General features: G+C 35.0%; 14 protein-coding genes. 6 read left to right on the plus strand and 8 right to left on the minus strand.

What is annotated here, in order from left to right:
* The first annotated feature begins 141 nt into the window (after positions 1–141).
* From QYS49_RS15370 to QYS49_RS15380, 3 genes are all read left to right on the plus strand, one after another.
* A complete protein-coding gene (locus QYS49_RS15370) occupies positions 142–1,935 on the plus strand; it encodes a DEAD/DEAH box helicase (RefSeq protein ID WP_308348540.1) in 1,794 nt (597 codons plus the stop codon).
* A gap of 395 nt (positions 1,936–2,330) precedes the next feature.
* Positions 2,331–3,821 (plus strand): glycoside 3-dehydrogenase, encoded by a 1,491-nt coding sequence (locus tag QYS49_RS15375; protein WP_308348541.1) that lies wholly within the window; start codon positions 2,331–2,333, stop codon positions 3,819–3,821.
* 118 nt (positions 3,822–3,939) lie between these two features.
* Positions 3,940–4,758, plus strand: coding sequence for a 3-keto-disaccharide hydrolase (locus QYS49_RS15380; protein ID WP_308348543.1), 819 nt, complete (start codon positions 3,940–3,942; stop codon positions 4,756–4,758).
* A 56-nt stretch (positions 4,759–4,814) separates the two neighbouring features.
* On the opposite strand, the gene QYS49_RS15385 is transcribed toward QYS49_RS15380, so the two are convergent.
* From QYS49_RS15385 to QYS49_RS15395, 3 genes are all read right to left on the minus strand, one after another.
* Positions 4,815–5,711: a sugar phosphate isomerase/epimerase family protein gene (locus tag QYS49_RS15385; protein ID WP_308348545.1), complete on the minus strand. Its 897-nt coding sequence runs from the start codon at positions 5,709–5,711 to the stop codon at positions 4,815–4,817.
* A gap of 66 nt (positions 5,712–5,777) precedes the next feature.
* Complete coding sequence (mscL, locus tag QYS49_RS15390) at positions 5,778–6,206, minus strand: large-conductance mechanosensitive channel protein MscL (RefSeq protein WP_308348547.1); 429 nt, start codon at positions 6,204–6,206, stop codon at positions 5,778–5,780.
* 111 nt (positions 6,207–6,317) lie between these two features.
* On the minus strand, positions 6,318–6,863 hold the full coding sequence (locus QYS49_RS15395; protein WP_308348548.1) for a DUF2911 domain-containing protein: 546 nt from the start codon (positions 6,861–6,863) through the stop codon (positions 6,318–6,320).
* 216 nt (positions 6,864–7,079) lie between these two features.
* Here QYS49_RS15395 and QYS49_RS15400 point away from each other — a divergent pair, with 216 nt between their 5' ends.
* The 3 genes from QYS49_RS15400 to QYS49_RS15410 all read left to right on the plus strand — a co-directional run bounded on the left by QYS49_RS15400 (position 7,080) and on the right by QYS49_RS15410 (position 8,758).
* A complete protein-coding gene (locus tag QYS49_RS15400; protein WP_308348550.1) occupies positions 7,080–7,562 on the plus strand; it encodes a deoxycytidylate deaminase in 483 nt (160 codons plus the stop codon).
* A 5-nt stretch (positions 7,563–7,567) separates the two neighbouring features.
* Positions 7,568–8,080 carry a hypothetical protein gene (locus QYS49_RS15405; protein ID WP_308348553.1) on the plus strand — a complete coding sequence of 171 codons (513 nt, stop codon included), beginning with the start codon at positions 7,568–7,570 and terminating at the stop codon, positions 8,078–8,080.
* Positions 8,081–8,257: 177 nt separating this feature from the next.
* Positions 8,258–8,758 (plus strand): lipocalin family protein, encoded by a 501-nt coding sequence (locus QYS49_RS15410; protein ID WP_308348554.1) that lies wholly within the window; start codon positions 8,258–8,260, stop codon positions 8,756–8,758.
* On the opposite strand, the gene murB is transcribed toward QYS49_RS15410, so the two are convergent.
* From murB to QYS49_RS15435, 5 genes are read right to left on the minus strand one after another with little or no spacing between them, the layout of a single operon-like run.
* On the minus strand, positions 8,745–9,776 hold the full coding sequence (gene murB / locus QYS49_RS15415; RefSeq protein WP_308348556.1) for a UDP-N-acetylmuramate dehydrogenase: 1,032 nt from the start codon (positions 9,774–9,776) through the stop codon (positions 8,745–8,747). The genes QYS49_RS15410 and murB overlap by 14 nt on opposite strands.
* Positions 9,777–9,827: 51 nt before the next feature.
* Positions 9,828–10,031 (minus strand): exodeoxyribonuclease VII small subunit, encoded by a 204-nt coding sequence (gene xseB / locus QYS49_RS15420; protein ID WP_308348558.1) that lies wholly within the window; start codon positions 10,029–10,031, stop codon positions 9,828–9,830.
* A 6-nt stretch (positions 10,032–10,037) separates the two neighbouring features.
* Positions 10,038–10,820 (minus strand): 5'/3'-nucleotidase SurE, encoded by a 783-nt coding sequence (surE, locus tag QYS49_RS15425; RefSeq protein WP_308348559.1) that lies wholly within the window; start codon positions 10,818–10,820, stop codon positions 10,038–10,040.
* 24 nt (positions 10,821–10,844) lie between these two features.
* Positions 10,845–11,531, minus strand: a complete 687-nt coding sequence (locus QYS49_RS15430; protein ID WP_308351597.1) for a hypothetical protein — start codon at positions 11,529–11,531, stop codon at positions 10,845–10,847.
* Complete coding sequence (locus tag QYS49_RS15435) at positions 11,470–12,693, minus strand: bifunctional 3,4-dihydroxy-2-butanone-4-phosphate synthase/GTP cyclohydrolase II (protein ID WP_308348561.1); 1,224 nt, start codon at positions 12,691–12,693, stop codon at positions 11,470–11,472. Before QYS49_RS15435 ends, QYS49_RS15430 begins: the two co-directional genes overlap by 62 nt.
* Positions 12,694–12,753 lie beyond the last annotated feature (60 nt).

The raw sequence follows: 12,753 nt of genomic DNA on the forward strand, positions 1-12,753 counted from the left end.
TTACAATCCTAGGCTGCTCGAAAGGTTCGAAAATGGCTTGGGTTAAGCCAGGGAATAATTGAGAGTCGCTTAATGCAATAGGCTGCTTAGCAGTCATGTCACAACATATCCCTGATATTGTATTAAATTTTAAAACAACACATGTTAACATTTGAAGAATTAGGCCTTAAGCCTGACATCCTAAAAGCAATTTTAGAAATTGGATTTTTAGAGCCTACTCCTATTCAGGAAAAAACTATTCCACATCTATTGAACACAAAGCAAGATTTAATTGCTTTAGCTCAAACAGGTTCTGGTAAAACTGCCGCATTTGGATTGCCAGTTTTGAATCAAATTGATGGAGATTCTAAAAAGACACAATCATTAGTATTATGTCCTACTAGAGAATTAGCAATTCAAATTGCCAATGACTTTAACTCGTACACTAAATATTCTAAGAAATTAGATGTAGTGCCTGTTTATGGTGGTGCAAGTATAGAAACGCAAATCAAAGCCTTGAACAAAGGAGCTCAGATTGTGGTAGGTACACCCGGTCGTGTAGTGGATTTGATTAAAAGAAAGAAATTAAAATTAGAAGACATTGAATGGGTGGTTTTAGATGAAGCCGATGAAATGTTGAATATGGGCTTTAAAGACGATTTAGATTTTATCTTATCGCATACGCCTGACCAAAGACAAACTTTATTATTCTCTGCGACTATGTCAAAAGAGGTATTAAGGATTTCTAATAACTACATGGACAATCCTGAAGAAATATCTTCTGGGAAAAGAAATCAAGGTGCTGACAAGGTAGAACATTTCTATTTCGTGGTTAATGGAAGAGATAAATACTTAGCTTTAAAGAGAATTGCTGATATCAATCCTGATATTTATGCAATCATTTTCTGTAGAACTAAGAGAGAAACACAAGAAATTTCTGATCAATTAGTATCAGACGGCTATAATGCTGATTGTTTGCACGGTGATTTGTCACAAGCGCAAAGAGATGCAGTTATGGGCCGTTACAGAAAAAAGCATTTGCAAATGTTAGTGGCTACTGATGTGGCAGCTAGAGGTTTGGATGTGAATGAAATCACGCACGTAATCAATTACAACATTCCAGATGATTTGGAAACTTATACGCACCGTAGTGGTCGTACAGGTCGTGCTGGAAAAGCAGGTATTTCAATGGCGATTATCGGCCCAAGAGACATCAATAAAATCAAGCAATTAGAGCGTATTTTAGGTAAAACTTTCACTAAAGCTGAAGTTCCTGCCGGAGATGCTGTAATTGAAAAGCAATTGATGGCTTTTATTGAAAAAGTAAAAGCATCAGAGGTTGATGAAAAACAGATCGAGCCATTTGTAAATAATATTGCTGTCGAATTTGAAGATTTAAGCCGTGAAGACTTAATCAAGAAATTCGTTTCATTGGAATTCAACAAGTTTTTAGATTACTATAAGAACTCTGCTGACTTAAACCAAAATGCTAAGGCAGGAAGAGATAGAGATTCAAACAGAGGCGAAAGAAGTGATAGAGGAAGAAAAGGTGGTGATTTCACTAAATTATTTTTGAACATAGGCGAAAAGGATAATTTAAATGCTGGAACTCTACTAGGTTGGATCAACGGTTTACAAAGCGTTCCTAATGGAATTGAATTCGGTAAAATTGATGTTCAAAGAAGCTTTACTTTCATGGAAGTAGAAAGCCAGCATGAGCAAACAATATTAGGCGCATTAAACGTTAGCGAATTTGACGGACGTAAAGTGGTTGCCGAACCAAAAATGGGCGGTGGACCAAGATCGTCTGACAGATCAAGCCGATCTGACAGATCTGACAGACCGGATAGAAAAAGAGGAAGCGGATTTAAGAAGCGTCCAAGTGCTGGTGGTGGTGACAGGAAATCTGGTGGAAGAGCGAGAGTGAAAGCTGGTTCTGGCGGAAGAAGAAAATAATCGGGAGTTTTAGAAGTCTGAAGTTGGAAGTCTGACTCAAAGATTTAATCCTAACAAATATTAGAAAAGCCTTTTTGCAGTGATGCAGAAAGGCTTTTTTGTTATATTTCTATTAAGCTGTGCTGTCGCTTGCCTCCCGCAAGTGATTTTCACTTGTTCCTCTGGAACATTTCTATGGTAAAATCACGAAGTTTTAAAAAAAGCTGTTTCAAAGTAAACATCTCCCTACCTAAGTGTAAAATTTACACTATCTTTTTTATCAAATTAAACCCTGTATTTCAGATAGTTAGCAGTATTCTGAATTTAAACATTTAACCTTTCACCAAATATTTTTATGTTTTATTCAATAGATTTCCTAATTTCATTCTACTTAAAACATCACAAAACTTTCTATTATGGACGACTCAAATAAAGAAAATCATTTAAACAGGCGTAAATTTTTACGCAATATGGGGCTGGCAGCTGCCGGAATCACCATTGTGCCAAGCAATGTTATTGCTGGCTTAGGACATACTGCACCTAGTGACAAACTCAATATCGCGGGCATTGGTGTTGGTGGAATGGGCCGTACTAACCTGCGCAATATGAAATCGCAAAACATTGTAGCCCTAGCTGATGTAGATTGGAAGTATGCAAACCGAACTTTCAATGATTATCCTAATGCTAAAAAATACAAGGATTACCGCAAGATGCTGGAGGAAATGGACAAAGACATTGATGCAGTAATGATCAGTACTCCTGACCATACTCATTATGTTTCTGCAAAAGATTCTATGACTGCAGGTAAGCATATCTATTTACAAAAACCTTTGACTCATTCCGTTTATGAATCAAGGAAACTGAGAGAATTAGCTGATAAAACTGGAGTAGCCACTCAAATGGGTAATCAAGGAAACTCTTCAGATGATATGCGTAAAGTTTGTGAGTGGATTTGGAATGGAGAAATTGGTGAAGTAACCAAGGTAGATGCTTGGACGGACAGACCAATCTGGCCTCAAGGATTGGAAAGGCCAAAAGAGAAAATGGAAGTGCCAAGCACTTTGGATTGGGATTTATTCTTAGGCCCAGCAGCTGAAAGGCCATATCATGAAGCTTATACTCCTTGGAACTGGAGAGCATGGTGGGATTTTGGTACTGGTGCTTTAGGTGATATGGCATGTCATATCATGGATCCAGTATATAAAGCATTGGAACTAGGTTATCCATATGCATTTGAAGCAAGTTCTTCTCAGGTAAACACTGAAAGTGCTCCAATGGCTGAAAAAGTAACTTATTACTTTGGTGAGCGACCTAAAAAAGGTAAGATCAATATGCCAGCTGTAGAATTCACTTGGTATGATGGCGGATTAAAGCCTGACAGACCAGAAGGACTAAAAGAAGGTTTGTATCCTGGAGATCAAATGGGCTGGGGTGGTGCCATTTTCTATGGAACTAAAGGAACTCTAATTTGTGGTACTTACGCTATGGAACCTTTCATTATTGGTAGAGAGGATAATCCACCTCCTGTAACTAATGAATTGAGAAGAATTCCTAATGCTATGGAAGGTGGTCATGAAATGGACTTTGTAAGAGCTGCAAAAGAAAATAAAAAATCAAGAGTGGAATGTAGCTCTAATTTTGCTTATGCAGGCCCATTAAACGAAGTTGTAGTTGCAGGGAATTTAGCTGTAAGATTACAAGACTTAAGAAGAAAATTGGATTGGGATGCTGAGAATATGGAAATAACCAATATCGGTGCTGATGAAGAAATCCGAGTTGTATCTTCTGATGAATTCACTGTAGTTGACGGAGATCCTAAATTTAATACTCAATATAAAACCATTAATGCGAAAAAAGCCTCTGAAGAATATATCAAGAGGACTTACCGTGAAGGATGGGAGTATTAATTAAGAATTATTTAATTAAGAATTGAAACCTGTTGGATTTTGTTAATTCAAAATTCAGCAGGTTTTGGTTTTAACATAATCAAGAATATTTTTTTTAAAATTTTAAATAAAGAGAACAATGAAAAAATCATTATTTATCGGTTTTATCGCTTTAACGGCAATTTATGCCTGCAATAGCGAAAAAAAAGGGAACTCTGAGGAGAGTGCAGATTCAACATCCACTGAAGAAGTAGTAGAAGAAGTTGCTGTAGAAGAAAAAGCAGGACCTAACACTTTAACTGCAAAAGAAAAAGAAGACGGCTGGAAGCTTTTATTCGATGGTAAAACTACTGAAGGATGGCGCGGATATCAAAAAGAAAGTTTTCCAGCAGCCTGGAATATAGACAAAAACGCGATCCATATTCAGGGTTCAGGTAGAGGAGAAGCTGGCGCTCAAGATGGAGGAGACATAGTTTATGAGAAAGAATTTGCAGACTTCCATCTTAAATTAGAATGGATGGTAGATAGTGCAGCAAATTCAGGTATTCTATATCGTGGTAAAGAAAAGTTCGATTATATCTGGAAGACTGCTCCTGAAATGCAGGTATTAGATAATAAGCACCATCCTGATGCTAAATTAGGAAAGAATGGAAATAGAAAAGCAGGATCATTATATGACCTAATTGCAGCAGATCCTCAAAATTTCAAAGGACATGGAACTTGGAATCAAGCTGAGGTTATTGCAAAAGGAAATGATATTGTTCACATACAAAATGGAGACACTGTAGTTCAATATACTATTGGTTCAGATCAAATGGCAAATCTAATTGCTAACAGTAAATGGGCTGATATTGGTAATGATGATTGGGGTAATATTGCGTCAAAAGGCTTTATTGCCCTTCAGGATCATGGTGATGACGTATGGTTCAGAAATATTAAGATTAAGGAAATGAAGTAGGTTAGAAGTCAGAAGTTGGAAGCTCGAAGTAACTTCCAACTTCTGACTTCCCACTTCTAACTCCTCTTAATTCCCTTCAAATACTTATAACTCTTTGTTATTTCTTCAAAAGGTTTTCCACTTTTAGTATCATCTTGTTCTACAAAGAATTGCTTTAAACCTGCGGTGGATGCGTGATTAAAGATTTTTTGCCAGTCGATTACGCCTTCTCCAACTGCTGAGAAAAACTGCTCCTCTCCTGCTCCCATATCTTTCACATGCCATAAAGGAAATCTTCCTTCATTATTTTTGAAATATTCCACAGGGTCTACCCCAGCTCTAGCTGTCCAATATAAATCCAATTCAAATTTCACTAGATTTACATTGCATTGTGAAAGCAATAAATCATAAGGAATTTTACCGTCCAACCTCTGGAATTCAAAATCATGGTTATGATAAGCCATTTGTACTCCATATTCTTTGGCCGTTTCTCCACATGAATTTAATAAATCCGACAACTTCTTATAATCATCGATGCTTTCACGCTCAGAGTCAAAGAGATAAGCACAAGCTATATGTGTTTGTCCTAACTCGGCAGCATCAGCTACTGTTCTTTCCCAATCGTTGGTCATGGTCCCTACATTATCAGGCATTGCCCAACCAGTTAAAACATGACTACTTTTAGCTTTTAAGCCAAATTCATCCAAAATGGATTTCACATCTTTAATGCTATTTCCAAAATACTTCCCATCAGAATAATTAAAGAATTCCAGATTTTTATAACCAATATTCGCTGCTTTTTCAATAGTGCCTTTGAAATCTTTTTCTAATGCTTCTCTTAATGTATATAATTGCAAACCTGCTTCTTTTGCAACACCTTGATTTTGAGGTGAGCAAGCCGAAAGAATAGATGTTGGAATAAATGCCAGTGAAGACAGCATTCCAGCCTGTTGTATAAATTTCCGTCTCTTCATAGTGTTATAGTTTTGATATTGGAATTTAGCAATTATTGTACATACATGGAAGTAAGTCAAGAAAAACTAGCGTTGATTTTTTTCTTTTAGCAAATCTCTAATCTCAGATAGTAACTCAATATTTTTAGGCGTTACTACTGAACTATCTTGCTCATTTTCAGATTTCTTTCTCAACTTATTAAACATCCTCACCACTATATAAATACAAAAAGCAATGATCAGAAAATCAACAGTGGTTTGAATCAGATTGCCATAATTAATAGTTATAGCAGCTTTGACTACATTACCTTTTTCATCTAAGACAGCTTCTTGGAATACATAAGCTAAATCTTTAAAATTAATTTGACCAATGAAAATGCTTAAAACAGGCATAATAAAATCAGCCACTATAGAATTCACAACTTTAGTGAAAGCTGATCCGATAATAATACCTACGGCCATGTCAAACACATTTCCTTTTATGGCAAATTCCTTAAATTCTTTGAAGAAAGTCATAATGAATAAATATTGAGTGAGGTTATATTTAACTCAAATTAGTATAAAACAGAAAAAGCTACAAGGAATTTAGTCCTTATAGCTTTTCAATTAATTAAATTAATATGCTCTCTAAAATTCAATCGGAATACTCACCATTGTATTAGCCCAAATCATTTGAAGACTTACTTCCCCATTTGCTTGATCAAAACGAATAGTGAAAGGTTCAAACATATCTTCTGACTTATTTACAGGAACTTCAAATCTTATCAAATCATTTTCTTCATCATATTTATAAGCTCCCCATTGTCCAACATCTTTGTTAAGAATAATAGTCCAACTTTTAGCACCTGGAATTGTGAAAAGAGAATAAGTACCAGCAGGAACCGTCTCTCCAGCCATTTTTATTTCTTCAGTAATTGTAATTTCAGTCGCCTCATTTGCTCCTGTTCTCCAAATTTTACCTAAAGGAGCTAGTTCAGCTGTTTCAGTAAATGCCTCTCTACCTCTTAAATGAGGTCTTCCGTAGGTTACTTTCACATAAGTATCTTCAAAAGTGTAAGTCACCATCCCTAATGGACTAGGTTTCTGTTTCAAAGCTTCTTGAGCCTCAGCATCAAAACTTATTAAAGCTATCAATGCAAAGCAAGCAAAAATAGATGTGATTAATTTTTTCATAATTTCATGTATTTATAGTTGTTTTAAAATGCCATCCCGATAAATCGGGACAGGCTAAGGAATAGTCTAAGTTCAAAAGCCTAGGTAACCAACCTTCAATGTCCTGTTATTTTCATTTCGGTTGTTATGCTGGGTTTATAACTATTTCCCGTTATTATTTTAAAAGCAATTTACAATTTTATTACGCATGACACCATAATCCATTATATTTGTTTTATGGAAAAACCACAATTTGATGATATTTTCATGGAACTGGCTGTTAACCTTGCCAAACGCTCTCATTGCATCAAAAGGCATGTTGGCGCAGTACTTACAAAAGAGACTAGGATTATCTCTATTGGTTATAATGGCCCCCCTGCAGGAACACACAACTGTGATGAAGAATTTCCAGGAAAAGGCTGTGGTTTAGATTCCAAAGGTAGTTGTATGTTGGCTATTCATGCCGAGCAAAACGCCATTATGTATGCCGTGAAAAACAATGCTTCCGTTGAAAATTCCACGCTTTATGTCACCCTGTCCCCTTGCCTATCTTGTGCCCGTATAATTTTCAGCATGGGGATTAAGAAAGTAATCTATCTCAATTCTTATGCTCATTACAAAGGCTTGGAGAGAGATGAAGGATTAGACTTTTTGGAGAAATTTGGTGTGGAAGTCGAGAAATATCACGGGAATTTGGAGAATGTAACACATATGATTTAATAGCTATGAAACAGTTATTTTTAATTATCATACTATTCTTCGTGGCTTTAACAGCTTGCGTTGATGAAAATGATTTAAAGAAAAACCAAAGCCCCATTGTTGGTAAGTGGACCTATGACACTATAGAATATGATATCAAAATAAATAACCAAAACATTTATTCCTATTTTGATAGCTTAGGATTACCCGCTGAAAACATAGCCTTAATTAATTTATTGATAGAATCTGAAATTAAATCTGAATTGGAAGGACTTTCTATAGATTTCAATGCTGACAATTCTTATGAAATGATTAATGAGGATGATGAAATCGAAAGTTCAGGAACTTACAAGTTAAATTCCAATCAAAATGAAATCTCATTGACAGATGAAAATAATGAGAACTTTGTACTTGAAATATTAACGCTGAATGAAAATACACTAACACTATCGCTAAGTGAAAAAATCGAAAGTCCAGACGAAATTAGCATCCTAAATGGTGATTTGGAGGCTGATATAATAATTTATCTATTCAAATAGACCATTATTATAAATTAAGAGGCATCAACTAAAGCCTGATATCTATATTTTAAATACATTAAAAAACAAAAACCGTAATGAATAATATAATTTTTTAAATTATTTTTATAATATACTTTAGTTTATATATAAATGTATTAGTTTTGCCTTAATTAATAAACCCTATAAAAATAAAACATGAAAAATTTAAGATTTTTATTAATTCTAGCGATTGGTGCATTTATGTTCCAATCATGTAACGATGATGAAACAGCAAAAGAAGGCGATGTTGAAGGAAAATGGGATGTAACAGGCTTGGCCTTTGACATTACAATTAATGGTGAAAGCTTAAGTAGCTTTTATTCAGATGCAGATCAAGCAGATTCATTTGAAAGTTCAATTGAAGCTTTATATGGAGCAAGTTTCGAAGGCGCTTCCATTGAATTCAAATCAGATGGTAGTTATTCATCAACGGACACTGACGGTTCCAATGATACAGGAACTTGGTCGCTAAATTCTGATGGTACATTACTTACAATGGACGGTGGTACACCAAATGAATTTAGTTTTGATATAATAACTTCAACGAAGAATAGTCTTGTTATAGGATATTCTGAATCTAACAGTACTCAAGATCTTAATCAAGATGGATCTAATGATGAGTTGAAAATCTCATTCGATATAACTATGTCGAAATAAAATTCACTTCAGGACTTAATTCAACACCAAATCTGGAATGAATTGAGTCCTGAATTTTTTTTGCCAAATTCAAAATGTCTTTCCCGCTTCCTTCACCGTGATTTACTAAAACCAGAGCTTGTCTTTGGTGAACTCCTACTCCATTTTCTTGATGGCCTTTCCAGCCTGCTTTTTCAATTAACCAACCTGCAGCTAGTTTAATTTTACCCTCCTCCAATTCATAAAATGGCATTTCCGGAAACTCACTTTTCAACTTTTCAAATTCTGAAGACTCAATAATGGGATTTTTGAAGAAACTACCGGAATTCCCAATCTCAACAGGATCAGGAAGTTTCGATTGTCTTATTTCTATTACAGCATTACTCACATCTTGTATAGTAGGATTTTCAATTTTTTTATCTTTCAATACATTTTTAATAATGCCATAATCAAGATTCAAGTGATGAAAACCAGGTTTATCTAATCTAAAACTAACTGAAGCAATTAAATATTCTCCTTTGAATTTGTGTTTAAAAATACTTTCCCTATAACCAAATTCGCATTCGTCTGGGAAAAACACCACTAGCTTTGCAGTTTTTAAATTAATAGCCTCAAGCGAATGAAATGTATCTTTTATTTCTACTCCATAAGCACCAATATTCTGCATGGGTGCAGCGCCTACCGTCCCGGGTATTAGTGATAAATTTTCCAGTCCACCCAAATTTTGTTGTAAGGTATAAAGAACAAATTGATGCCAATTTTCACCTCCACCGCATTTTACAACCACCGATTTGTCATCCTCTTCTAAAATATTGGTTCCTGAAATTCTATTGATAATTACTAAACCATGATAATCATCAGTCAGCAATATATTGCTACCTCCACCTAGAATTAAGTGTTGGTTTTCATTCCATTCAGGCGTGTGCAATAACTCTTGAAATTCCTCAACACTGTTGATCTCAACAAATAATTCAGCTTTAACATCAAAACCAAAGGTATTGTAATCAGCTAAAGATTGAGATTGTAAGAATTTCAGCATTAGAAATTAGATATGAAATTTTATTAATTTATTAAAAATGAGAACCGAACTTTATTCTTCCATTTCATTAAAGGCATCCTCTACTCTTTTCTCTGTCCCTTTCAGCATGGCCTTACAATTTTTCAGAAGCTCCATGGATTCGTTCACCAATTCAGTAAGCTGATCGATAGGAATTTCCTCATTTTCTACTCTATTCAAAATCTCTTCTAGTTTGTGAAGAGACTCTTCATAGCCTAATTGTTTCTTTTTCGCCATAATTAATTAATCAATTTTAATGTTCCATTCGTCATTCAGCATGCTGATGGTATGATGTGCCGTCATATCAAACTGGCAAGGAACAACTGAAACATAATTATTAGCAATTGCCCATTCGTCATTATCCTCACCTTTGTCAAAATTCACGAAGTTTCCAGCCATCCAGAAATATCTTCTACCATTTGGATCGAATCTTTGATCAAATTCTTCCTCCCATTTGGCTCTTGCTTGTCTGCAGATTTTAACTCCTTTTATTTTTTCATTTCTCTTTGGTGGGAAATTAACATTCAAGGTAGTGTATTTAGGCAATCCACTATCGAGCACTTGCTTTGCAATAGCTTTTACATAAGGCAATGTATGTTCAAATTCAGCGTCTTGCGCATAATCACATAATGAAAAACCTATGGAAGGACAGCCTTCTATTGCACCTTCAATAGCCGCAGACATGGTCCCCGAATAAAGAACACTTATGGATGTATTACTTCCATGATTAATGCCACTAACAATTAAATCGGGAGTTCTATCTTTTAAGACATGATGCTTTGCTAGTTTCACGCAATCTGCAGGCGTTCCTGAACTTTCATAAGCCACTACATCCTCTCCGAAAATATCAGTTCTGTCTAATCTAAGCGTATTACCAATGGTGATAGCATGCCCCATACCTGATTGAGGACTATTAGGCGCAACCACAATTACTTCACCTAAATCTTTCATTGTTTCTATCAAATTGCGGATTCCTTTGCTGGTCACCCCATCGTCATTACTCACTAAAATTAGAGGTCTAGTCATAATAATTTCTTCTGATGATAAATTTTAATTATTTATTTGATTATAATAGTTTATGATCTTAATTAAATCAGCTTGTCTATCAACTTTCAGTCTGTTTTCCTTAATATAATCTTTCAAAAGGTCTTCATGTCTTCCAAAATATGGATATAAATCCTTTCTTTTTTCCGAAAACTTAGTGATATCACCGTTTTCTGTCAATAAAAAATAATTATAAGTTAAAATTTCACGACCGGAAAAGTTTCTACCAGTATTATACAATGGATTTCCAAACCTATTATTACTTTCTGTTATGACATATTCCCTAGCCATAAGTGTGATTTTTCCTTCTGAAAGAATTTCAAAAAAGATAGGGACATTCATTCTTCCTTTCAATTGATAAGGTAGTGAATATACATATCTATATCTTTTGAAAAACTGGCAATGAAAACTAAAATAAAGGACATTTTGAGAGCTAAATGTTTTTATTCTTTCATCAACAGAATATTGCAAGAGATTAGCTTCAAAATCGTATTGAATTTGGCCTTTTAGTGTGTCTTCTGAGTCTAAAACTATCATTCCTGGATGCCACATTTCATGAGGCAAATCCTGCGAAAGTAACGGAGGATTAATTAAGATGAATAATAGTGTTAGAAGAGAAAAAACCTTCACATTAGCTGTTTTTAAGAATACTGTGCCCCATTTTATCTCTTTTAGTTCGCAAATAGTTTTCATTGTGCTTATTTGGTGGAATTTCTAATGCAACATTTTCTACAATTTCCAAGCCATAACCTAATAAACCTGCTCTTTTTGTTGGGTTATTTGAAACTAATCTAATTTTTCTAACGCCTAATTTCCTTAAAATTTGAGCTCCAACACCATAATCACGTTGATCCATTTTAAAACCTAAAGCCACATTTGCTTCTACGGTATCCATTCCTTGCTCTTGCAATTTATAAGCTTTCAGCTTATTCATCAAGCCGATTCCTCTACCTTCTTGGTTCATGTAAACAATCACGCCTTTCCCTTCTTTTTCAATCATTTCCATAGCTTGATGAAGTTGAGGACCACAATCGCATCGGCAGGAACCGAAGATATCTCCAGTTAAACAAGAAGAATGCACTCGAACCAAAACAGGCTCATCTTCTTTCCATTCACCTTTAACTAAAGCCAAGTGGTTATCTTTTGTAGTAGTTTGCTCGAAAGCTACCAATTTAAAATCACCATAATCTGTAGGCATTTCAACGTCCACCTTTTCTTCCACTAATGACTCATTATTTAATCTGTATTCGATTAAATCTTTTATCGCCACTAATTTTAAATTGAATTTGTCCGCTACTATTCTCAAATCCGGTAGACGAGCCATAGTACCATCTTCATTCATGATTTCAACTAAAACCCCACCAGGAGTTAAGCCTGCTAATTTTGAAAAATCAACTGCAGCTTCTGTATGTCCTGTTCTTCGCAAAACTCCACCTTGCCTGGCTTTTAATGGAAAAATATGACCAGGCTTACCTAATACCTCAGGTTTGGTATTTGGATTTACTAAAGCTTGAATGGTTTTCGATCTATCACTAGCGGAAATCCCTGTAGTGGTTCCCTCTCCTATTAAATCAACCGAAACGGTAAATGGTGTTTCAAACTGAGCGGTATTTTTACCTACCATCAATTCTAAACCTAATTCATTACATCTATCTTCAGGAAGAGAGGCACAAATTAATCCTCTTCCGTGCTTGGACATAAAGTTTATAATTTCGGGAGTTACTTTTTCGGCAGCACAAATGAAGTCACCTTCATTCTCTCTATCTTCATCATCTACAACAATGATGATTTCTCCTTTTTTAATCGCTTCAATAGCTGACTCTATAGTATCTAATTGAATTCTTTCTGACGACATAAATCTTTGAAAAATAATAAATCACAAAGGTAGCCAATATTTCATGATTACCCGACAAAA

It is taken from the genome of Marivirga salinae, from assembly GCF_030503855.1.
Classification (GTDB): Bacteria; Bacteroidota; Bacteroidia; order Cytophagales; family Cyclobacteriaceae; genus Marivirga; species Marivirga salinarum.